Source organism: Desulfosarcina variabilis str. Montpellier (assembly GCF_048565275.1).
Classification (GTDB): domain Bacteria; phylum Desulfobacterota; class Desulfobacteria; order Desulfobacterales; family Desulfosarcinaceae; genus Desulfosarcina; species Desulfosarcina variabilis.
In genome coordinates, this window is the sequence record NZ_CP159846.1 from 3130157 (window position 1) to 3153570 (window position 23414).

Here is a 23414-nt window from a genome sequence, read left to right on the forward strand (position 1 = left end):
TGATGATCGATTACGAACACGAAAAATGCCAATTCCCGTCGTGCTCGTGCTCAGTGAAGCGGTGCTCGTAATCGTAATCGAATAGGTCGACACGGCATTAACTAAACCGGGCGATTGTCGAGCTTGCCGCAGATACAAGGCCGGTGGCTTTCCGCTATCGTCGCCTATGCGGCAAGCCACCTAACGCCGTAGAAGCGCTAAGATCGGCAATCCCAACGGGTTTCAAATTAATGAGGAAAAACTCCGAAATACATAATTAAATTAACATAATCTGTAATTCCAAGAAATTTGAAACGCCCAGTTTAGTTAATTCCTCTGCTATAAATAGTATTGACTTATAAAAAAGATCTGAAATGAAGTTGTCCTAGTTGGCAGAAAGGCGTAGCTATGAAGTTCTTCTTGGTTTTATTGCTCAATTCGGCGCTAATACTTGGCTGTGCGAACTCAACCCCAAAAAAATTTTCGATTGCTTCTTCGGGAAAAGATCATTCGGTAAACAATATTGCCATCGGCTATACCGACCAGAAGTTATTGAAGGATGGGTATTATGTTCTCATCGAAAAATCCGATGAGAACTATTATGTAAAAAAGATATCGGATCAGCCCATCAAAAAAAGGCTCAATGAACGGCAGGAGATTCTATTTTTTAATAAAACCCTGGATTACATGCAGCCATATTTCGAGAAGATTGAATACTATAACAAAGAGGTTGGAACCTTTGAATGCACCCCGTTTTTAGATGATAGCAGCGCTGAATCCGATTATACGCCCTGCAACAGCGATCTGATGACTGCGAACATCGGTATGTCACTGGGTAAAAATATCGTGGCGGCAATAACAACCTTTGGGGTTGCATCTGGGGCGCATAAAGCGGTCGATCAAGAAAAATTAGCGGAAATCCTCGAAAAATCAGACATTCTTGATCGGGTGAACAAACATAAGTCGGTTGCCGAACAAGGCAGACCGTCAATCCAGTTTGTCAATACGCGAAGAACCGTTGGCGGCGATACCGCCCGAATTCATCTACGCATTAAAGATAATGGGTTGGGCATTGGTCAAGTTCGTATTTTCATCAATGGATCGGAGATCTATACAAAAGATCGCTCCCTCATGTTTGTAAAGTCTCCAAAAATTGATATTAAAAGTTACGATATTAAAGTTCAGAGCGGATTGAACCACATTACCGCCTATGTTTATGATCATTCCAATACCATCAGAAGCGAAAAGGCCTATTTGGAAATTGTTGGCGATTACGAATTGAATCGAAAACCGGCTTTGCATGCGGTTGTCGCGGGTATTGATTATTATAAAAACAAGACCTTTGATTTAACCTGCGCCGAAGCGGATGCCAATATATTCGGAACCACCATTTATAAACATAGCAAAAAAATCTTCAGCAAGGTCAACGTTTACTATTTGCGTAAGGCGCAGGGAACGACGAAACAGGCAATTTTAAACCAACTTGAACAATTGAAAGATATCTCACCAAATGATTTTTTTATTTTCTACTGCGCCTCTCACGGAGCAATCAAAGACGATATATTTTATCTGATCAGTTCCGATGTCAATTCAATGTCCAACCAGAGTTTGAAGAGCAACGCAATCTCACAGGCCGAGTTGTTGGAACTTTTCAAGCGGATACCGACATCCAATAAACTGTTACTCTTTGATGCCTGCTATTCCGGTGGGATCAATACAAAAATATCAAAAGCGCTGTTTGAACTGTCAGCCAGAAAGTTGAACATTACCAGTATCAGCGCCGCCCAGTCGCAGCAAACCGCATTGGAAGGGTATGCCGACGGGCATGGGGTGTTTACTTACGTATTGAGTGATGCGTTAGAAGGAAAGGCCGATTTTAACGGAGACGGCGTGGTTCAATCCATGGAACTTGTCTCCTATGCCAAAAGGTATGTTCCTATCGCGGCTCAGGAATTTAATCATGTCCAATATCCCGCCGCTTTCCAAGGCGGACAGGTATTTCCGATAACCGTGCATGCCAATAGCGATGGTAAAGCTTCGATTGCACCACAATACTTCGATAATCGGCAGGTCGAACAATTGACGACCTCTATAGCAGCTGGTGATATCGCCTCGTATAATAAAATCATCAAACAAAATAAAACTGAAACCAAACAAGCAATCGAACGTATTAAAAAAGAGGCGGTGCAGTCCGATGCAACAATTGTAGAAAATGAGTTTAAGGGGACGCAACAGCAATTTGCCATTGATCGGATCAAATTCATTTTTCACGACGATTCCGTGTTTCTGGGCATAACGGACAAAGTCAAAGATCATTACACCTTTACTGACCCAAACGGACATAAACTGTTGGTTGTCGATGCCTACTCCGATCAGTTCACAAAACACAGCGTCAACTACATCAATACTTCCAAAATATCCAAAATTGATGTCGGATGGCACAACACCTTTTACCGGGTGACACTTCACCTGAAAGAAATATCGAATTATACATTCAAGCAAACGCAAAGCGGCATATATATCAACATTCATGCAAAGTCGTAGGCTATTGCCCATCCAGAAACGGCGACAAGATGTCTCATAAGCTTCCCGTGTCAACTATCGCACCAGGCCGGATCATCGTGTCCAAGATGGTCCGGCTCCCATAAAACCCAGCAATAGACTTATACCTAAACTGGTGCGAGCCCTAAGTTAATGGTATTGCGTTGATAACCTATTCTGGATCATCTTTTACCGTTAACAGCTCTATTGCTGATTGAATCTAATCCAAGATGTTCAGGGATTATGTGATTAGGGCTAATTTCTCATAACGTAATGCCACCTTCCAAAATTACATTTTTACCAAAATCCAATTCAAGCGATAATTCCAAAATCTTTGTGAAAAACTTTTAACACCTCGATGTCTTGCACAAAAGCTGCTGTAGAGTGGTATTTCATACCTATTCGATTTTTCATTTTGAATCTTTTTTTGCTTGCCCAACGGGCTCTCAGCGTCGCGAACGGGCCGGTGAATAGCTGCGAGACTGCCAGAGCAAGGAACGAGCGGCGGCAGTATTGGCAGTCTGGTCCAATGGCTGGTTATGAGGTAAGTATTTCTTTCACAGTGAACAAGCCAACAAGATCACGCTTTTCCAAGGTGAATTTTTCGTAGAATCATACAGCAGTGGGAACTGAAAACAGTCCGATGAAAGCTTTCTCAGGAGCTGTTGCCTTAATAAACTGAAAAAGGTTTGTCAAAACAACTGTTCCCAATCCCGCTCTCTGATAGTCAGGAAAAACCACAACATCCTGAATATAGGAGTAGATAGCACCATCCCCAACGATACGCACCATCGCGATCACTTGGCCACTTTCATCATGGATAACGACACCCGCGACTGAATGATCAATAGCCTGTTCAGCTACACTGAGATTCATAATCTGCCCCCAACCAACAGAGACACAAAGATATTTGTACTCTGGAACGGTTGGTAAACGGTGTTCTATTCTATACGGGAATGCATGCACCTTTATTAACTGGTTTTGAAGTTGATGAACAATGGTTTGTGATTGCATTTTTTGACACTATTTTTTTAGTTTTTTAAATTAAAGTTAAAAATGTGAAAAAAATTTCACAAGTACATAATAACTATTTCTAAAATTTCGTATGCCCTATTGATGATGAAATACATTTTATGTTGAAAATTTTATAAAATATTAAAAATATTAGAAAAAAAATAAAGTAAAAATTGGTATTTGATTTGCTAAGATATCAAAAAAACATATTTTTTAATGGATTTGGAAAACAAAAATGCGAGCATTAATAACTAAAGATTGGAGGTGAAGATAAAAAAAAGAAATACAAATTTTGGATGATGAATATGGTTATAACACTAAATAAAAAAATATAATGTAGCTTTAAAAAGGGGTGAACATGAAAATGTTTAAATTGGTTTTTTCAATGGTTTTAGCAATAACTTTTTTAACTGCCGTAAATGCCATGGCAACAGAAATGTCCCTGCAAGAAATCTTTGACGATCTAACTGTCGACGGTCCAAGTTCGGTAAATGCGGAAACGGATTACCTCACCAATGATGCCTATTGGAGCATAACAGCTTCAGGCGGCTCGGTTGCGACAATGATTATTGAACTTGCCGGATATGCTTCCGAGAATATCTTTGGTGTTTATAGTGGAGATGAACTTGTTCCACTCTTTACAGGAACTGCTGTAGCTGGCGATCAAACTTTTCTTTCGATTAAAAACGATGGCAGTGTATATGTTAACTTACATGACACAGGGGTAGATTTCTCAGGTAATCTTTTTGGATATTATATCAGTACGCCGAACGGAACTTTTTACAGTGATTCTACGCTGAATGAAGATGGGGAGGACCACTTGATGGCATATCAAGGCAACGACGAGGATGTCATCGAACTTCCTGGCTTGGCTTCAGGCCTTTGGACCGACAATGAATTTATTCTTGCGTGGGAAGACCTTCTTGGTTCTAATAATCCTGACTATGACTATAATGATATGGTCCTGATGGTCGAGTCAGTCCAACCCGCACCCGTTCCTGAGCCCACCACCATGTTGCTGTTAGGCTCCGGTTTGATCGGCTTGGCTGGCGCTGGCAGAAAAAAGCTGTTTAAGAAATAGATCCAATTAAAATTCCAAGCAAAAAAGCCCGCTCTTTGGAGCGGGCTTTTTTTATTCGATTTGGGGGGCAACGGCCGCATGTTAAGTCATCTGAGAAAATTTGAACCGCCCAGTTGTGGTGGAAAAAAAAGTTCATATATCGTAAATTTGCCTAAATAATTTACATTATAGTAATTGTTGCCTATGATGGCAGGCAGCTGGACTGGAGGTGGGTTGTTCAGCAAATGAAGAAAAAAAGGCCTCTCATTTTAAAAAGGGACAAACCTATTTTGAAAAAGGCGATTACAAAAGCGCCGAACTGGAATTTCGCAATGCCATTCAAATCGATCCAGAATTTGTTGCGGCCCATGAAAGCTTGGGGGAAACCTATCTGAGGCTTGGGGATCCGCGTGGTGCGTTTAGAGAGTACTTCAAGGTGGCCAAACTCGATCCGCAAAACACCAAAGCGTCCCTAAAATTGGCGACTTTTTTTCTGTTGGCCAAAAAAACGAGGAATCCAGAAAGAGAGTGGAAACATGATGAATATGAATGGGCGACCACATTTTTACCAACAGTTGTTTTCAACAGCTTTGAAGCGCCGTCGCCAATCATAAAATCGATGGATGATCAGACCGTGTTGTATACAATAAGCCCTTTGGCTCAGGCCGCTTGCCAGCCACTGCTCAATATGCGTTTGCCAAAATTTTCGTCTTTGCTGGGAATCGAATGAATCGTAATCTTCCTGCATGATATCTTCTCCTTTCTTTGGAGAAGCATATTGCCATGCCTGGGCGATCTTGTGAAGATGGGGTTTATTGACTGCTTACTCCTATCAAACCTAAATTTGTCTGGGAAAATTTGTTCTCTACCATGGATTATTGAGAACTTAAAGTTTTTGTAAGAGCAGATCGTGAGTCGTAAGTTTTTTTTTGAGAAATTACGTGACAATGAGGGAAAAAAACTGCATTCTGAGTTTTTTTCTAATTTGAGCTCCTTAATAGGTGTTTTTCGATACCGCTTTTGGACGAAACGACTGGCCCGGCATTCCCGGAAACCGGTAAAAACCGAAATTTGAAAAAGCCTGCGCGAAAAGATATCGAAACGATAAAACGCTGCCACCAAGCATATGAACGACTCGTGATGACCGGTGCCATTGCGCTGGGGGTGCTGCAATTGATTTCAATCAAATTTGAATAATCGGCTTGGAGTTGTTATGAGGGGGTTCTAAGAACCAAATCCCGAGATTTACCGTCTAAACGAACCGTTAAGTCCGTTTATGATCCTAAAAAGATTTTGGATAGGTAACTAAAAATAATGAAATCAAATCCAGAAGAAGAACCGTTAAAAAATAGCTGGCAAAGCAAGGTCTGTGCCCATGCCAGTTCAAGCAAAAATAGCTCCACACTAATTCATCAATCCTTTTTAATTGGGATCATTAGCTTTTTTTGGCTAATCTTTAAAACTGGGCGTAAACCTACACGCCTCCAATACCCATGCCAACAAACAGCATTGACCAATATTAGCATATTCCTGATTCCATCTGTCGCGTTATTGGCGCATAAGTGGCTATCATGGTTGCGCCATCGAACCAGCTCTAAACAGATCCATCAAGTCGGTTTGGGTGGCATAATTTTGATTTTTGTTATTGTATCTACATGGGGACTGTGGCACGCATATTCCAGCCATCAAACCCAACGATACTACCAGGACATTCGCTTAAAAGGGCCGTTCGCCAAAACCTCATTGGCAACATTTGGTGCTGTTTCTTCACTTACTTTTTCAACAGTCCCCCATGCGTCAGTATTACCTTCAGCCCATCGTGTGGTGTCAGTACATGACCCCAACGCCACGAGTTGGACATTTCCTTGCACTTCGTCTGGGCCATGTACAGAATACTATGGGGATGATAATTTTGTAGACCAAGGGGTTGTAGATCAGATGTTTTTAAACGGCATGAAGGCATTAACAGGAGAAGACACAATAAGCAAAGCATGGCAGGCAATATTCCCAGCTTACCAAGCAGGGGAGGTAATTGCTATCAAAGTTAATTTTAACGATTCCATTTTTGGTGGTGGAATTACAGGATACGGTGACAACGATGCCTATGTGGATGCCCTCCCCCAGGTCATCAATAGTATTATTGACGGACTTACTTCAATTGGTGTTTTAGAAGAAAATATCTGGATATTTGATGTTTCCCGTTATATCACAGACCGCTTTCGCACCAGGATTGCATATTTTTCCGTCCGGTTTTTTGATAGAATCGGCAATGGCAATGATGTAGAGCCCGTTACGTTTGACAGTTCGGACCCTTCTGCGATGATCACATATACCAATACAACGTACAACGGTTCTCACCGAATTGCCGACGTCCTGATGGATGCCGATTATATTATTAACGTGCCCATTATGAAACGCCATGGAGGTGCCGGCATCACTTTGTCCTTGAAAAACCATCTGGGTAGCATCAACGGCTTTTATGCCGGCAGCCATTCGATGCATGACTATATTTACCTCAACAATGGAAGTTATGACTCCGACAGCAATCCAATAGTTGACATCAATCTCAATACAAATATTCTGGACAAGACGGCACTTATCATTGGTGATGCTCTCTACGCCGGTTGGAGCAGCAACAACACACCTCCAGAAAAATGGACGTCATTTAACAATGATTCTCCAAACATGCTGTTTTTTGGTGTAGACCCAGTAGCCATTGATTCTGTCATGTTCGATTATCTAGACCGCGAAGGATATGTAAACCCAAAGTCCGAGGACATCCTTATAGTAGCTGCGAATGCTGGCCTTGGGGTCCATGAGCGCTGGAATAATGATACAGATCGAAAATACTCTGTAATTGACTACGTGGAAATTGGAGACTCGGGATCAGAGATAGATGATTCAACCGAAGACTCGGAATCAGAGCCAGATGATTCAACCGAAGACTCGGAATCAGAGCCAGATGATTCAACCGAAGACTCGGAATCAGAGCCAGATGATTCAACTGAAGACTCGGAGTCAGAGATAGATGGTCCAAATGATAATTTTCAAAATAGCTCATCAGGAGGTAGTGGTGGGTGTTTTATTTTGACGTTGCAATTCAGAGGTAAACCAACGACGCCCACCAGTTTGCCTCTGTCATGGTGATCGCCATCGGCAACCACCGGCAGTTGGCAAAGCCTTTGAAACCTTTTTCCCACCCTTTTCCTCCCCTGGAGGAGGCTAACGCCGGGAATAAGGCACGGCGGTTGTTTGCCATCGATCTTAATGCCCTGGTTCGATTCTCTCATGTTGCCTTTAACAACGAATAGATAGCACTTGTCTTTCCTCGGAGTGCCTGCGAAATTTTAATGCAACTGCTGTAGCTACAGTTGCGGCAGACTTCAGGGTTGTCAATATCCCGGCAGTATGTAAACACGCGACTTCATGCCAGTAATTCAATTTGCTTCACAGGTCGCTTCCAATTGCTCTTCTTCATCGCACGGTATGCCGCTCTGGAAAACATAATGGGATAACCCTGTTGTTTGAGATCCCAGATGCGATCAAGAATCCGATTTCGCTCATCTCCAATAAATCCATGTCGTGCCACAATGTCCGGGTTGTGCGTTAAAAGATTGAAGGTTATTCCTTTGAATAGATGGGTGCTGGCTATTTCCTCAACGGCGGCTTCCATGGTATCCGCATTTGTCTTTGACTACCATAATTTCCACAGTTTCAGGAGCACCGCGATTTATCGTATAATTATTTCAAAGAGCAAAAAAAGCAGCAGATCTATTTCCGTTGGCCGCATGACACTGCTAAACTATGGACTGACGAGTTAATAACTGTTAGAAAAATTTTTCAATTCAGAGTTAAGCTGGCAATACTGGAATATCTCCAATATATTTTGCAAGTTCAAGTGTACTTCTCCGAATTGTTCCTACATAATACCAACCTTTTTTACCTTTTGCTTTGGATTTTGATCTAAGATTTGCCTCCAAACGCATAGGGCTGGTTCGGGAAGGATCTTGATCAATTACTTCTTTAGGATCTTTGTGATATTTTTTAGCTGCTTCGTGATATGCCTTTATAATCATTTCGCTACAAACCATTTTGCTTTTAGTTTTAGGGAATTGTTTTTCAATATTAGCTTTAATTTTTGCGCCAACACCGTAATTACTTGAGCCAAGGCAAATGCCCGGGAATTTCCCCACCCCATAACCATGGTATATTTTTTTATTACTTTTAAACCAACGGTTTACCTTATTTAAAGCCTTAATAGCGATTTTGGTATCACTATAACGAAAAACTTCATACATAATTGCACTAGCATCTCTTTCATGTATACCACCTAATCCATCTTCTAATATAACACCATCGCCTTTGTAAATTGCAATATGAGAGTATTTGGGATTATCAGTTTTCCATCGATGAGGACTAAAAATATATCTAAAACTTTGCAAAGATATAATAAAACCACTTGTTATTTTGTCGGTAAAACTTGATTCTTTTTTAAAGTCTTGATCACCATGCTTAACCATTATGTCCCCAGGATACATATCATAATATGCCAACATATTTCCCATTTTAATTCCTCCTAATTGAAATTATTACTAAATGTAATTAATTAACAAGAGAAAAGAACTACTCAGTGGCAAGCTAATGTGTACCCAAAGTTCCGCAGGTTTTAGATCGTTCAGCCTTCAGTCGCCTTCAGGGACGGGCCATGCTATCCATATGAGATAAATTAACTAAACTGGGCGATTGTCGAACTTGCCGCATATAAAAGGCAGATGGCTTTCCATTATAGTCGCCTACGCGGGAAGACATCTAACGCCGGTCGAAGATCCCGTCGCCGGGGAGATGCGGTGAGATCGGCAACCGCGCCAGGGGTTCAAATTTTGGGAGGTAATAATGGCCTATCGTATTTTCCTACATTGCTGTTTTGACCTTAAAAATTGCAATATAGACGGTATTCCGACACGAATTTTCATTTATTATTTTTTAATATTAGTTGTTTATCTTGACCCGTCCTTAAATTCCGCTTTGGTATTTTGGAATTAAATTTTTGGCAAACAGGTTTTGCAGCATAAAGACTGTCAATATAACAATTCTCACATTAAATTTTTTCCTCATGACTGTTTAAAAATCAGATAATTTTTTCTCGAGATTTTTCATCGGTTTAAGGGTCGGAGGCTGATAAATCATATAACTTTGTACAGGATATCTTGTTCCTTTTTCATGTGTTTTCTTTAATCCGTATAAGATCGATTCACAATATCTTGCGGGGAAAGTCATAAACATCTCAGATTCGTCTGTGCCTGCCAGAATACGCTCACCTCTTCCGGGATGAACAAATGTGGGTTTGTCAGTGAAATATGGTTTTAATGCTGAAAGGCAAGAAATGCCGAATCCTGTGGTTCTGGATTCGATAAGTTCACCATTGTGATACAGGTATCCGGAGGCAAGGCGAGCTATCTGCGAAGGTGTTCCGTATATCAGAATTATATCAGGGGCGACAGGTGACATCTCAAGCGGAAAAACAGCTATTCCCTTAATTTGCCCGTATGGTATCGGTTCCAGTTTTTTTGTTGCCTTCTCTGCCAGTTCAATGCTGCCGAAATAGCCCATTTCCAAGAAATACTCTGAAAGGGCTTTGTTGTTTTCCATTCGTTTCAGCCCTAAAGCCGCAAGACATGGTGTGCAGTTGATATCCTCTGCAACTGCACCGAGAATCCGTCCCCAGCGTCTTGCCATTGTCACCCATTGGCAAAGCGATATCTTAACCCCGTACTTAGCAGGTCTGATGGCTTTTTCCGGAAGCGTATTTTCATCTTTTATCAATTTCATTCCGAGAGGATAAGATTGAGGTCGAATCATCCTGGTAATTTCCTCAGAAAAGGATCCATAATCCACTTTATACCTCCCTTTTTCAATGTTAGCACCGCTGAACGGGCGCATGATTGGTCTGGAAACGACAGAGGTCTATGCAAGAGCTAAGTTCAATGATAATTGCGAAGAAGCTAAAAATGGCATCGTTTTCCGGGTCCGCTGTCTATGCGGTTGATGCATGCCGGGCCTTGGCCCGGCTGCTAAATGGTGATGTCTGGTAGTTTGACACGCCTGCCGGACAAAGTCCAGAGCCAGCCTGACGGAGGCGAAGGGCAGCCAAAGGCAAGGGGGCTACAGCAATGAACACCTGAAGGGAGGCCGGAGGTAAAAGCGCGGGTCGACGTACAGGTATGCCCCGCACCCAAAAAGTGGGTCAATATCGCTTTGCCGGATGACTATTTCACATCGCGTGGTCTTTTGTTCCCCCTGGATCTGGTTCTGCCTGGGATCAACCGACTAGTTCAGGCGCAGCTGAAAGCGTAGACAGAACAGCAGTGCGGACCCGTATGCTGCGTGGTGGGGGAGGGGGTAGCCGTAAGGCTACTCCCTATCCCGATAGAAATATCTATATATCTTTTGATAGAACCTATGCTGGGCGACGATCGAACTTGCCGCCTATGCGGTAAGGCATCTAACGCGGTTCGAAGATCTGAGCGTGGACTCGCTAACTGATGGAAACGCGGTCACAAAAAGTGATGGATTGACTTGATAAGGATGCGCTACGCGCAATCTGATTTGATTGGGTTTTTTTAAGGCATGAGCAGGAAGACTTGAATAAAGCCAAAAAAGCGAGGGGAACAGCAAGTGTGGTCTGCTGCTCCCCTCTGTGGCATTATTCAATGCCTCCTGCACCCGGCTATCCCTCGACAGGTTGCTCCCCAGCAGAGCCTGCCTCCGTTTCACCGGGCAACTGGTATACTATCGGTCATGAAAAACCGATGGTCATTTTTTTCTCCTACGCTGGGTTTTAGTTGTTGACGGTGAGAACAACGTAAAGAACAAAGACTCGTCAAGACGAGGCAGGTTCTGTTGGGCCGCCGTGGCGAGCAGTTCGGCGGCCATTTGGTTGAGTACCCGCAGATTGTTTGCCGCGTGTCCGGACAACGTGAGGATCAATTCGTCTGACATCAGTTGGCTGTTCCCGGCCGTTTCGAGAGCAAAATACAAATAATCCTGGAGCTGTTCGGGAGAAAGCGGTTCGAGCAATAATCGCAAACCAATGCGACTACCCAGGGGCAACAAGTCGGCGGTTCGGAACCTGTCAGGCAACCGATTGTCCCCACACAGGATGGTAAATAAAAGGCTTTGCGAGTCGAACCGATGGCTTTGCAGGATGCGCAGTTCGGTCAGGCACTCGGTCGATACCTGCTGGGCCTCGTCAATTAAAAGCACCGGTTTTAGCAACGTCGACTGGCAATGGCGTTCCCACCGATCCCGCAGGGCCTTGAAGCCACCATAGCGGTTGGAGGGGGACAAGTTGACATTGAACAACTCTCCCATTTCCCGGTAAAAGTCCCCCAGCTTGCTTTGGGGGCGTTGCATCACACCGACGGTCAGATCGGGGATCTGTTCGAGTTGATGGGCGATTTTTTGAAGCGTCTTGCTTTTTCCCAATCCCGGCTCGCCGGTAATCAATGCAAAACCTCCGTTTTCGGCCATGGATCTTACACGCAGGCCAAATGACTCGGTGCCGGGTATGGCATACAAGGCTTCGGGTGGTAAATCAGGCAGAAACGGGTTGTATTTGAGCCCGTACAAGCTTCGGATATCGGTATTGTTCATCTTTCTATCTCCTCCTTGGGGATATAAGCCGGAGGCAGACCCGTTGCCGCGTAATCCGCCATCCATTTTCGAAGCAGCGCCGGTAGCGGTCTATCGGTTGATGGAACTGGCGCCGCCGTATTTCTGTCCGGTTGGATGAGGCGACGTTTTCCGGATGCGTTTTTAGTCTTGTCCTGGGGTAAAAGACGAGCCAGGGGGGCGTCGGTATCCGGGTCAACCAGAACCATCTGGCTTTTATCCCATCCGGGTGCCCGTAAGATCACCGATGGCAGATGGGCAAAACGAAAGGGAAGTTCATAACGGATGCCATCGACCACAACGGTGGCATCGCTACGCCGTGGCCGTCTTGTGATTCGACGCGTAAAGGCCAGGCGAAGCGCGTCACTGTCAGGTACCGACCGCGAGACATCGGTTCCATTGAACAGCCGGTTTAAAGGCGTCGTCTTGATTTCGCGGTGGTATTTTCGGTGATAGTCCTGTTCGACCCAGGCTTGGGCCGCCTGGTTAACGAAAGGCAGTTCAAGATTCTCGATCCCGCGCAACAGTTCCATCAATCGGCTTTCCAGTTGCCCCCAAAATGTCTCTTGCTTGCCATGATAAGGCGAATACGCCAAAGTCGTTTGATGAAGGTGCCAGAGGCCATGGACATGGGATACTTCGAAACCGCGTATCTCACGGTTCTGACGTCGCTTTTCGGCTCGCAGTTGTCCATTGGTCGGTTGTGCCGGTGCATTCGTTTTCAGCCAACCGTTTTCGCGCATGCAACGCAGTACGGTTTTGTAACTGGGCACATCTTTAAGACAGGCCTGCTCTTTAGCCATTGCCTTCAAGTTGTCATAGTGCAGTTGAACATTCCACCGGGGGTAATTGTCGTACTGCACTCTTAATGCCTGCAATAATGCCTCAGGCATTGACCACCTTACCCCCGCGTCCGAACGGATTTTCCGTCCCAAAACGGCGATTGGATCAGAAGCGGTCTTGGCTTTGTAGTACCATCGTTCAATGGTCGAGGGGCCGAAACTGATCAGCCGGTTGGAATCGATTGGGTGGCGGTAACTTTTTTGGGCCAACTGACTGATTGCTTTTTGCAGTTCTCCTTTTGGTGGTGGGCAGGACAACAGTTCACCGATCACCGAGAATCGAAACTGTGCCCAGCGCTGCCACATGGGCAGCTGGGAATCGCTCATGGATCACTCCTTTCGATTCGCTTCCTCTGGCCTCCCCCATGGAGGCAAACAGGGTCGAATCGATGGTCGGATCCTCGTTAGCGGATTGATTCGGTTTTGACATCGGCCGATCTTCTGCGTGAGGCATAACCGGATTTCTGGCACCTCACCGATCGGGGCCGTCATGGTCCCAGGGCAAGGATTCGCAAGCAGTTCACCAGTGCTGTTTCGGGGTTTTGGACAGCGCTTTCGAATCGTCCCAGTAGTGCCTTGGGAAGTTGGCTGGAATGGATCGGCGGGATCAGATGTCCGGCCAGACGCCGGTATTTGATGCTTTGGCTTTGGGGAAACAGTTCTTGAAAATAGTGTTTCCAGCGGTTGACGGTGGAACGCCACGGCCCGAAAAGGCCTTTGAGTTGTTCCAGGGTGCGGTCCGGATTTCGGCCCTGTCGGAGGGCGGTGATGATAAGCAACACCGGTGCCCAATATACCCGGCGCTCCCAAAACCGAACTGATGGCGGAAGGACACGGCGACGGCAACCGTCACGACCGCAGCACAGGCTATAGCGAATTTCAAATACCTCATCCAAATCAGGAGGACCGCCCCGAGGCTTTCGCTGATAATTGGCATAGTGCAACGGTCCCCCGCAAAAGGGCAACGCTGGGTCCGCACCTGTTCTGCCATCTCAAAATCTATTTTGTGAAGAAGGGAAAATAACGAATTGCGATTGAGTATCTCTGGTGGTATCATCGGCTCTGCCATTTATGGTTATTGTGGCAGGAGCCTCCTACTACGGTCTGGCCAAAGAACGCGAGGGGGCTCCATCTTTCTTCCCTTACTGTTCTTGTCCATTTTAAGCTATTTTTCCATCATTTTTTGTGGCCGCACTCAGACCGCCGCCGGGAAGATGCGGTGAGATCGACAACCCCGTCAGGGGTTCAAATTCTGGGAGGCAATAATGATCTATCGTCTTACCATGCTTACCCATTTTCATGCACACCAGAATTTGAATCGCCCAGTTTAGGTGTTAATAATATGCGTTTTCAACTGTTTATAAGTCCATCCAATAGTACCAATGTGACCCAACGCATTGCTCACGGGGCGCGCGCTTTTTACGCTCCTGTGCAGCACATTGTTCTGTTAATTCTTTATATAATTAAACAGATACTTGGATGGGGTCTATATCAGAAAGATCTACATTTTGTTTTGCATGCCAAAGGTCATAACTATCCTGCATATGGAGCCAACTTTCAGGGCTACGACCTAAACACTTGGATAAACGAAGAGCCATCGCCGGGCTTATAGAGCTTTGCCCCTTCAATATTCTTATAAATGTTGAAGGGGAGACTTTAAGCCGCAGTGCAACACTCCGGGGTGAAACACCCAGAGGTTCCAAATAAACTTCTTGAATAAATTCCCCTGGATGGGGAGGGTTATACATAGCCATTAGTGATAATCCTCATAGTCTACAATATAGGCGTTACCATCTTTAAATTCAAAAACGATTCGCCAATTACGGTTAATATCTATCGCCCACAATCCTTGACGATCACCTTTTAAACTATGGAGCCGCCAGCCTGGAGTATTCATATCTTCAATACATGTCGCGGTATCAAGTGCAATTAGGCGTATTCTCAGCTTCTGTTTATGGCCTGGCTGAATCCCGGAAACACTACCCGTCTCGAAAAATTTACGCAGCCCTTTATGTTTAAATGATTTTATCATAGATAATATTATATAGTATATTGCGCAATACGCAACACTTTTCCCGAAAACTGAACGGGCTGCGGTAATCTGCAGCCCGATAGCGTGGCGCGAAGCGCCACGCTATCAGCGGGCTTCAGTGGGCGCATGGTCCTCGCGATCCACTGAAAGCCCTGGTTCAAGCAAGCCGCTACGCGGCAGAGTAGCCATCACCTTCCAGATATAAATACAACTCCCCCAGTCCAGTCCTTGCAATATCCATCATCCGGTTTTTAAAACCTCTACAGCGTTCTTATACAACCCACATTGAAAGGAGAGGTAACATGAAACGTAATTCTTGGTGGTACGAATCAAAATGGTGCAAAAAGCATGATGAAGCCATGCAGCTCAACGGCAAAGGCAAGCGAACAAGAAAGGTCTATTCCCGCGCTTTACGTATGTTCGTTGAATTCTTTGACAAAGAACCGGATCAGATCACTGAAGAGGAACTGCAAAAATATTTTCTCCACCGAAAAACAAAAAATAATTGGTCACCGAGCACTCTTCAAATCGCATTTTGTGGCATCAAATTCTTTTACGAACATGTCATCCAACGCGATTGGCATATTCTAGGAATTCTTAAACCCCAAAAAGAACGACGGCTGCCGGATATCCTCAGCCAAAATGAAATTCATCGGGTTTTTTCTAAACTGACCACTTTCCATCATTTCGTTTTTTTAACAACCGTATATTCATGCGGATTGCGACTTCAGGAAGGCTTGTCCCTTGAAGTCTCCGATATCGACAGCGACCGCATGATGATTCACGTTCATCGAGGCAAGGGCGCCAAGGATCGGTATGTTCCGCTGCCCAATGAAACCCTGTCCCTTTTAAGAAAGCACTGGTGTTCTCACCGCCACCATAAGCTTCTTTTTCCCGCAATGAAAAACAGCGGCAAAAATGCAAAAAAACAGATAATCCAATGGCCATTTCAAGTGTTCAATGCGCATTCCACAGTGCAAAGAATGCGGCCGACATCCGAAAAAAACGCGTCACCATTCATACGCTTCGCCATTCCTATGCCACCCACCTGCTGGAGGCCGGTGTAAACCTGCGCGTCATCCAACGCTATTTGGGGCACAGCAACCTCGAAACAACCCTGAGCTACCTGCACCTGACGAAAACGGGGCATGAAGACGCCTATCAACGCATTGATGGCATCATGAAAGGATTCGATCATGACCACCATTAATGAGATTTTCAACAAATTCGGACCAGAATATATTGAAACGTTTGGTGCCTCCATGCCCCAAACCCACTTAAAGGTCATAAGTTAAACGGGGTTAAACTTAAACGGGGTCACCCATTAAAGTGCGGGTCACCCAACCTATCATGCTGAAATTCAAGGATTTAGATCCCAATGCCAGGTGTTATTCGCATCAATATTGCACTTTTCGGCCTCAAAACGGGCATTATAGGGATCAATGGTTTCTTTTAATTCGAAGCCATCCTTCGATGGGGGTGCAATCCCAATTTGTGCCCGACGTCAAATTGCCCCCGATTCAGTTGTAGCAAGTGTTCCAGCATATTATCCCAACGCCCGCAAAGCAATGTGCTCCTGAGAAAAAGCATGACCTCAGCGGTCTCACGCTTCCAAAAAATACCCGGTGATTTTAAACGAAGATTGATCACACGGCGTATTGCGCTTTCAACACAACCACTACCGGTCGGCAGATTTAATAAGCGAAAGGCCGCATACTGCATCCGCCGGAGATTTTTCATGAAGTAATTTTTGAACTTGTTCAATGCTTTCTTCAGCTTCGACGGATACGTGATGTACTGACGTATCTGATTTCGGATTTCCTTCAAATTTCCTCGCCATAACAGGTTTTTCCAATCCTTGAGAATCGCCGCCCGATCTTTGGATTCAAGGGTTTTGGGAAGATGATCCGCAACAATATGCAAATTCTGTTTGGCATGCGTATAGTCGATTACCTGGAAACATTCCTTGACCTCAAGCGTTTCAGCAAGAGCGGAAAATCGTTTCCAATATCTGCGATCGCCGTCCGCACAGAAGATTATTCCGTCGGCCTTGGCAACATCGATTTGACGAAGATAATCTTCCAATAATTCAAACGAACCGTTAATGTCGGCCATCGTGGCATCGTAAAGCGGGGCAATTTCTTTGATCGGATTCCCTTCGGCGTCGAGCCATTGAATAACGATTTGTGTCGGTTCCCGCCAGTCGGTATAATACCCTCTGCGTTTCTGATCACGAGACAATCGTCCTAATTTGGCCCGTCGTTCACGAAGGCGACCGCCGTCGATGCAAACGAACAAAATACGACCACTTACATGGTCTTTTTCCGATAATGTAATCCGATGCCGATTTTCCATTGCCCGATTACCCATGTGCATACACAATCGTCGGATCGGTTTGATACCCATTTCGATGCCAAAAGAAGACAGTGTCCGATTGGCAATCTCAAATGATGGACACAATAAGCTTGCCTGAACAGACGCTGATGCCAAAACAGCGCTGCAACGATCGATTAATCCCAGATAGGCCAGCCCCAGATGACTGCCGCTTTTCGGTTTTCGTTTCTTCCTTTTACTACCACGGCGTGACTTGGGAAGGGCTTTGGCAAAATAAGGGGATTCGATCGGTAACGACCGGCCGGATAAAAGCCGGATGCTGGTGGATTTAAAACCCTTGAAGCGAAACCCGAGTTTTGCTGCCAGCTTTTTTACGGTCTTCAAAAAATATGGATCGGAGAACAGATTCTCAATGACAGATACAATCAAGTCCTCAATGGTAGAAAAAAGGAGCGTTCGTAGATCTATGATTAGCCGGTTGGCATCGTAATGCTTGTGGAAATCGGAAATGATATCATCAATGGACCGTTGCAGCTTTTGAACATCAAAAGTGGTCTCCATGGCAGCCTCGCAGGTAGCAGGTTTTCGAATGCCTGCTGCGTAAGTAGCGAAGCTTCAGCCTACGGCACATAAGCGCTTTTTGAAATCGGCTGTCAACGGATAAACGTACAGGTCTTTGATCGGCACCTTCAACTTTCGATAGCGATCCTGGCGGCTACGACCTTTGGTTTGTCCCAATTTCAGCCAATTGGCAGCCTGATAACAGGTTCCTGCAAAGCGGGAACGATCGACGAATGTTTCAACCAGGCATAAATCGTGGCCATAGCGTGTATACCAATCAGACCGCAACCTTCTGAGACAAGCGCCCAGGATGAAACTGGCCAAATTGGTAATGCGAACCCAGGGTAAAATCAAAAACCGGGTATTGTTGGTTAAAAGTTTCAGATTTCCCTGACGTGTGGCCGCATTCCATCCGATGTAACGGTCTCGTGCGGTAGTTTTCCAGGCTGCCGATCCGAAAAGCAGGCAGGCCAGCGGCCGTTTGTTGCAATCGTAGACCACATATTTCATGTGCTCGCCGACGTGGCCGTGGCACCCCAAATAATGGTAGCGATCCATTAGACAATGAAAAAGGTGATCGCTGTCTGAACGGCCATTGACCATGATGATCTCAATCGGACGAAGATCATCCAGCGATCCCTCGATGGGATCGCAGCGATGAGGGATATCACGGATACGTCGGGTATGATTGCCCGGTCGCAAAGGAGGTGGCAGCACAATGAGCTGACGTTGTTCGAGCTTTCGCAACATAGTACGGCAGGCAATGTCCTTGAGCTGACCTTTATCGGTACGCCAATTCCACATTCGGCATAGTTCAATGGATAACCGGGTGCGGTGCCAATCCGGATTGTCGTCCATCAGCCGACAATAAGCTGCATCGACTTAGGTATAGTTTCTTGGGCGTGATTGTCATAAACTAGTATATGGATGTGATTTGATGTCACTACGTAATTCAGAATACTCAGTCCGTATCTTTTTTTTGCCTCGAAAAGCCACTGCAACCAGCGATGACGATCCTTGACATACTTGAGCAAAAATTCCCTTTTATGACATCGGTGGGTGATATGCCAAATATGCCCTGGTATGTAATGCCGGTGTGCCCGAGCCACAGGCGTCCCCCCTATATTGCGTTTTTTAATGCCCAAAAAGGCGATATTGCCCTATTAAATGGGACAGTTTTTATAACATCTGAAATTTTTTCAAATGGTTAATTTGGGCGACCCCTTTTCCTTTTACCCCTTTTCCTAAAATGGCAACGAAAAGTGTACCACCCATTGAAAGTCAACCCATGGTAGACTCCTTTATGAAAGGAGGGCGTCGCCATGATTGCATGGGAGGCGTACGTGGATATTATTGCATTGAATCGGCGAGGTCATTCCGAAAGAACCATTGCCAGAAAACTGGGTATTCACCGCTGATTTCACGGAAAAGTTGACAGGGATTTGCACCGAACATGATACATAGCGCAATAACTGCTGAAGCGGATGCAGGAGAAAATTCAGCTTTAGAAGTACCTGAGAATTTCATATTCGCATAATGTTATATAAAACCGGCTCGCATTTTATAAATAGCGAGCCGGTTTTGGCAACTATTTCAATTGGTTATAACGGCCAAACTGTTCGGCGGCGTCCATCATGGCCATAACTTTAATTGAGGCCGCCTCGGCCGGAAATTCGCAGCCCGGTGTCAGGATAAATCCACCGGCGTTGTCCTTCCCCAGCTCAAGGGCTTCCTTACAGAGCTGTACGACGTCCTCATAGGGTTTGTTTAGAATTTCTATGGGGTCCACATTGCCGCAAATGATATCATGGTCCCCAAAGGCTTTCATTTGATCGGGAATGGAGGTTTCCGGGCCAAAAATCCAGATGTATCTGCCAAACCAATCACATTCTTCTCTCATTTGTACATAGTAAGGAATGTTTAAATTCTGGTCGGCACACGGATGCATCATTGATATGCCAATGCCGAGTTCTTTTAACTTTTTGTTGAGCTTTAAGATATAGGGATAGACCAAATTTTTAAATGTGACCGGTGAGATCATCCCATTGGCTTCCAAAGGTCCCGCTTGAAAGGTCATGCAGTTCTCGGCACCGAATTTGTCGGCAAAATATACTGAAGCGTTAATGAACATATCGGTGACTTTGTCCATCAACATGTTAACGGCATCCGGTTCCGTGATCACCCATTCTAAAAAACTATTGGTGGGTGCCACCTGGGCAGCTGCGGAGAAAATACTGCCTGCCTGAAATCCTGCCGGCATTCCCATCTCAACACATCGCTCTGCCACCCGGTCGGTAATGGGATATGCACCGGGCAGTTCGCCATTAAAGGTGGGGACCTCCAATTTTTCGATGTCGTCAAGGGTCTTTACCGGCGGTTCAATGACATAAGGCGCTAACTCGGTGGTTCCTTCTCCAGGCATTCCGATTTTTCCACCGAATTCCCAGGGACCACAGGCGGCATATCCAAAAAGAGGTGTTTGCTCATATCCATGGAGTCGCATACTGGCAAAGTTGGCATCAAAGTACTTGTCGCCATCTTCCCAGAAGCCACTGAGAGGCATTCCCATGATTTTAGCCGCATACGATTGAATAAATGGCACAACAGGCACTCTATCCGGTTTTTCCTGCCCCATCAATACTGCCATCATTCTTTCTGGCGGTGTCATCGGTTTTGTCATGTTGGGCTCTCCTTTAATTAGGTTAATACGTTGAGTGATTCGCCAAATTGGGCTGAAGGTAAAATTTCGAAGCTGACTACATTTTATATTCGCTCCGTTTCATAACGATCGGGAAGAAAATTTATAACAGGTAGTTAGTGTTGTTTATCGAGCCGATCTTCCCGGTATGCGTTGAGATAGTTCATACAAAACTCATCCCGACCGGACAGCGCATCCGTGGAAATGACGGCGGCCATCATGGATTTGTTCAGCGGATCAATAATCGCTGCATCTAATCCATGGGCAATCGACATAATTATAAAAGACTCATTTAATAATTTCCGTAGCGGCAGCCCGTACGATATATTGGATAGTCCACAAATGGTGTGGACGCCATCGTAGGTAGTCATGATTTTTTTGACGGTTTTTAAAAATGATTTGCCGGCCTGTGGATCGGTTGATATCGGTTGTACAAGTGGATCTACATAGATATCTTTCATCGGCACATTTTTCTGGGTCAAGCCGTTTATTAGAGTGTCAGCTATAGAAATTCGATCTTCCGGGGTGATCGGCATGCCGTCGTCGCTCATGCACAGGGCAACAACTCTAGAATTGGTCCCGGATACGAGCGATAGCAAGGCCTCGTATCGTGATTTTTCAAGGGAAATGGAGTTGATCATGGCCTCGCCTCGGTGTACCGACAGCGCGGCCTCAATGGCAACCGGGTTTGGGCTGTCAATGCAACAAGGTGTGTCCACAGCCGCCTGCACGGTTTCAACCAACCATTTTAAATAGGTTGGCTCTTTGTCCACAAAGATACCGGCATTCACATCAATATAATTCGCACCATTGCCGACCTGCTCTTTAGCGATCTTTTGAATGCCAAGCGTATCCCTGGCCCTAATCATTTCTCCTACTTTTTTTCGGCTGGCATTGATAAGTTCACCTACTATAAGCATACAAAACTCCTTGCCTGTCGGGAATTATTGGTCGAGAATCGACATCTTGTATGCCTTTGGCGGATTCAGCCATTAACCTTCTTGCCGTTTCCACGGCGTCCGGTCCATTTCCGCCGTATCCATCCGCTCCGATTTTATTTGCAAAATCTAAGGAAATCGGCGCGCCCCCCACCATGGTTTTAACGCCGTTATGTTCTTTTAGATCATTAACGATCTTTTCCATGGCCGGCATACTGGTGGTTAAAAGAGATGATAGCGCAGCAATATTCGCCTTGTTTTCTTCTATCGCCTTTACAAAAGCAGCGGTATCTTTATCGACGCCGATATCAACGACTTTGAATCCGGCACCTTCAAGCATCATGCTCACAAGATTTTTTCCCACATCATGTTGGTCTCCCTTCACGGTGCCGATGACAACGGTACCTTTGGGATCAGTATTTGTTTGGGCCATTATCGGTTTTATGACGGCCAATCCGTTTTTCATAGCCAAGGCGCCGACCATCATTTCCGGCACAAAGAGCTTGCCGTCGCTGTACTGTTTACCGAACTCGTCCATGGCGGCAATGAGGCCATCGTCAAGAATATTGGAAATTTCAGTTTCCGCATCGAGTTCCTTTTGTACAAGACCAGCTATTTCCTTATGTTTAAAAGTCAAAATTGCTTGATAGATATCTTCTACTGCCATTTATTTTTCTCCTCTTTTTTAATTACTGTAAATTGCTGTGTGCTTCCGGCAATACGTCCTTAAGATGCAGCTAACTGAAAGCTACAGCCGGATGTCCAGAGAGTAAATGACGCCTCGGTTTACGAATTAGGTCAGTGGAGATGTTTTAACCGTTCACCCACTTAGACGTTGATGAATATTCAAGCAGTGAATTCTGTTCATCTAAATTGAGTTATATTCAATATAAATAATTCTGTTTTGTCAAGAAGATAAATTGATTTTTTAAAAAAAAATGTGCTATTTCAATAGGTAGAATAAATATTATGGTATAATACTTATAACATATGAACTGAATATACTTCAAAAATAGAGTTAATGAGGCATGATCTATGAAACACACATGGATATTTAGATAGTCTAAAACGAAATAGTTTCAAGCTTTCACCGAATCAATAAATAGCGAACCTTAAAAATGTAAATAAAACAGCAAACAAGATGTTAATCCTAATTTAAATTAGCCTTGGGTGAAAAATACATGTTGATAACGGCTCTTTGGCCGCCTTTGAATAAACCTCAAGAAAGATGCGAAATATCCACAATATGTAACCTGTACCGGGATACTGAATGATTTTGGAGAATCGGAATTTTGATATCTGTAATTGAGGGTGGCTGGTGATTCACACAGGGTATCAGTCGGTGATTGGAAAGGCAGATCAAGAATCAGAAGGGAAGGAACTATCAATATGATGGAAGAATCATTGTTGATAAATAAATTGTAATAAATCGAAAATCACAAACGTCCGCCCATGCCGTGATCCACGATAGGGTTGGCTTCAAGCCACTGGTCTGTGAAACATCATTTGGAATCGGCATGGTACCGAAGGTCTTCTGGGGCTCTTTGAGCCAGGGATGGCATAGACCATCTTGATCCCGATGGGTGACTGGTGCGGATCGACCACAGTCGATCTAACCGACCAAATTGAAGCTACGGGCGCGGAAGAAGGGAAACAGCGAAAACGTCGTTTAAACAAATAATATTGGCCAAGCGAAAAAAGTCTATTTTTTCGTACGGGGAGGTGTTTTTTTACTTGACCCGCA

21 protein-coding genes and 2 pseudogenes are annotated in these 23414 nt (G+C 44.8%); 6 read left to right on the forward strand and 17 right to left on the reverse strand.

Features of this window, described 5'->3' with window-relative positions:
• Positions 1-387: 387 nt before the first annotated feature.
• The gene (locus Dvar_RS13910; protein ID WP_419662305.1) at positions 388-2523 is read left to right on the forward strand and encodes a caspase family protein; all 2136 of its coding nucleotides are present in this window, start codon (positions 388-390) and stop codon (positions 2521-2523) included.
• Positions 2524-3132: 609 nt separating this feature from the next.
• On the opposite strand, the gene Dvar_RS13915 is transcribed toward Dvar_RS13910, so the two are convergent.
• The gene (locus Dvar_RS13915) at positions 3133-3534 is read right to left on the reverse strand and encodes a GNAT family N-acetyltransferase (protein WP_419662306.1); all 402 of its coding nucleotides are present in this window, start codon (positions 3532-3534) and stop codon (positions 3133-3135) included.
• A 358-nt stretch (positions 3535-3892) separates the two neighbouring features.
• Between Dvar_RS13915 and Dvar_RS13920 the strand changes: the two genes are divergently transcribed.
• Both Dvar_RS13920 and Dvar_RS13925 read left to right on the forward strand, forming a co-directional pair.
• Positions 3893-4615, forward strand: coding sequence for a DUF4114 domain-containing protein (locus tag Dvar_RS13920; RefSeq protein ID WP_419662307.1), 723 nt, complete (start codon positions 3893-3895; stop codon positions 4613-4615).
• A gap of 208 nt (positions 4616-4823) precedes the next feature.
• Positions 4824-5042 (forward strand): annotated as a pseudogene (locus Dvar_RS13925) (tetratricopeptide repeat protein); the annotation flags it as partial.
• Positions 5043-5159: 117 nt separating this feature from the next.
• Here Dvar_RS13925 and tnpA read toward each other — a convergent pair.
• On the reverse strand, positions 5160-5342 hold the full coding sequence (gene tnpA / locus Dvar_RS13930) for an IS66 family insertion sequence element accessory protein TnpA (RefSeq protein WP_419662308.1): 183 nt from the start codon (positions 5340-5342) through the stop codon (positions 5160-5162).
• 566 nt (positions 5343-5908) lie between these two features.
• Between tnpA and Dvar_RS13935 the strand changes: the two genes are divergently transcribed.
• On the forward strand, positions 5909-7741 hold the full coding sequence (locus Dvar_RS13935; RefSeq protein ID WP_419662309.1) for a DUF362 domain-containing protein: 1833 nt from the start codon (positions 5909-5911) through the stop codon (positions 7739-7741).
• Positions 7742-8018: 277 nt separating this feature from the next.
• Here the strand turns inward: Dvar_RS13935 and Dvar_RS13940 are convergent, their stop codons facing one another.
• The 9 genes from Dvar_RS13940 to Dvar_RS13980 all read right to left on the reverse strand — a co-directional run bounded on the left by Dvar_RS13940 (position 8019) and on the right by Dvar_RS13980 (position 15139).
• Positions 8019-8267: a hypothetical protein gene (locus Dvar_RS13940; RefSeq protein WP_419662310.1), complete on the reverse strand. Its 249-nt coding sequence runs from the start codon at positions 8265-8267 to the stop codon at positions 8019-8021.
• A gap of 178 nt (positions 8268-8445) precedes the next feature.
• The gene (locus tag Dvar_RS13945; RefSeq protein WP_419662311.1) at positions 8446-9159 is read right to left on the reverse strand and encodes a hypothetical protein; all 714 of its coding nucleotides are present in this window, start codon (positions 9157-9159) and stop codon (positions 8446-8448) included.
• A 556-nt stretch (positions 9160-9715) separates the two neighbouring features.
• A complete protein-coding gene (locus Dvar_RS13950) occupies positions 9716-10453 on the reverse strand; it encodes a DUF169 domain-containing protein (protein ID WP_419662312.1) in 738 nt (245 codons plus the stop codon).
• A 954-nt stretch (positions 10454-11407) separates the two neighbouring features.
• Entirely contained in the window at positions 11408-12247 is an 840-nt protein-coding gene (locus tag Dvar_RS13955) for an ExeA family protein (protein ID WP_419662313.1), read from the reverse strand.
• Entirely contained in the window at positions 12244-13434 is a 1191-nt protein-coding gene (locus tag Dvar_RS13960; RefSeq protein WP_419662314.1) for an IS481 family transposase, read from the reverse strand. The genes Dvar_RS13955 and Dvar_RS13960 overlap by 4 nt, the downstream gene beginning before the upstream one ends.
• Positions 13370-13537: a hypothetical protein gene (locus Dvar_RS13965; protein ID WP_419662315.1), complete on the reverse strand. Its 168-nt coding sequence runs from the start codon at positions 13535-13537 to the stop codon at positions 13370-13372. The genes Dvar_RS13960 and Dvar_RS13965 overlap by 65 nt, the downstream gene beginning before the upstream one ends.
• Positions 13538-13595: 58 nt before the next feature.
• Positions 13596-14003: a hypothetical protein gene (locus tag Dvar_RS13970; protein ID WP_419662316.1), complete on the reverse strand. Its 408-nt coding sequence runs from the start codon at positions 14001-14003 to the stop codon at positions 13596-13598.
• 567 nt (positions 14004-14570) lie between these two features.
• Complete coding sequence (locus Dvar_RS13975; RefSeq protein ID WP_419662317.1) at positions 14571-14861, reverse strand: HigA family addiction module antitoxin; 291 nt, start codon at positions 14859-14861, stop codon at positions 14571-14573.
• Positions 14861-15139, reverse strand: a complete 279-nt coding sequence (locus tag Dvar_RS13980; protein WP_419662318.1) for a type II toxin-antitoxin system RelE/ParE family toxin — start codon at positions 15137-15139, stop codon at positions 14861-14863. Before Dvar_RS13980 ends, Dvar_RS13975 begins: the two co-directional genes overlap by 1 nt.
• Positions 15140-15498: 359 nt before the next feature.
• On the opposite strand from Dvar_RS13980, the pseudogene Dvar_RS13985 reads away from it, so the two are divergent.
• Both Dvar_RS13985 and Dvar_RS13990 read left to right on the forward strand, forming a co-directional pair.
• Positions 15499-15975: pseudogene (locus tag Dvar_RS13985) on the forward strand (tyrosine-type recombinase/integrase); the annotation flags it as partial.
• A 104-nt stretch (positions 15976-16079) separates the two neighbouring features.
• Positions 16080-16349 carry a tyrosine-type recombinase/integrase gene (locus Dvar_RS13990; RefSeq protein ID WP_419662319.1) on the forward strand — a complete coding sequence of 90 codons (270 nt, stop codon included), beginning with the start codon at positions 16080-16082 and terminating at the stop codon, positions 16347-16349.
• A 242-nt stretch (positions 16350-16591) separates the two neighbouring features.
• On the opposite strand, the gene Dvar_RS13995 is transcribed toward Dvar_RS13990, so the two are convergent.
• The 6 genes from Dvar_RS13995 to Dvar_RS14020 form a co-directional block, all read right to left on the reverse strand.
• Entirely contained in the window at positions 16592-18034 is a 1443-nt protein-coding gene (locus tag Dvar_RS13995; protein WP_419662320.1) for a hypothetical protein, read from the reverse strand.
• 54 nt (positions 18035-18088) lie between these two features.
• Positions 18089-18892, reverse strand: a complete 804-nt coding sequence (locus Dvar_RS14000; RefSeq protein ID WP_419662321.1) for a Druantia anti-phage system protein DruA — start codon at positions 18890-18892, stop codon at positions 18089-18091.
• Positions 18892-19143 carry a transposase gene (locus Dvar_RS14005; protein ID WP_419664110.1) on the reverse strand — a complete coding sequence of 84 codons (252 nt, stop codon included), beginning with the start codon at positions 19141-19143 and terminating at the stop codon, positions 18892-18894. The genes Dvar_RS14000 and Dvar_RS14005 overlap by 1 nt, the downstream gene beginning before the upstream one ends.
• A gap of 479 nt (positions 19144-19622) precedes the next feature.
• Positions 19623-20714 carry a uroporphyrinogen decarboxylase family protein gene (locus Dvar_RS14010; protein ID WP_419662322.1) on the reverse strand — a complete coding sequence of 364 codons (1092 nt, stop codon included), beginning with the start codon at positions 20712-20714 and terminating at the stop codon, positions 19623-19625.
• 134 nt (positions 20715-20848) lie between these two features.
• Complete coding sequence (locus Dvar_RS14015; RefSeq protein ID WP_419662323.1) at positions 20849-21652, reverse strand: methyltetrahydrofolate cobalamin methyltransferase; 804 nt, start codon at positions 21650-21652, stop codon at positions 20849-20851.
• The gene (locus tag Dvar_RS14020) at positions 21636-22337 is read right to left on the reverse strand and encodes a cobalamin B12-binding domain-containing protein (RefSeq protein ID WP_419662324.1); all 702 of its coding nucleotides are present in this window, start codon (positions 22335-22337) and stop codon (positions 21636-21638) included. Before Dvar_RS14020 ends, Dvar_RS14015 begins: the two co-directional genes overlap by 17 nt.
• Positions 22338-23414: the final 1077 nt, after the last annotated feature.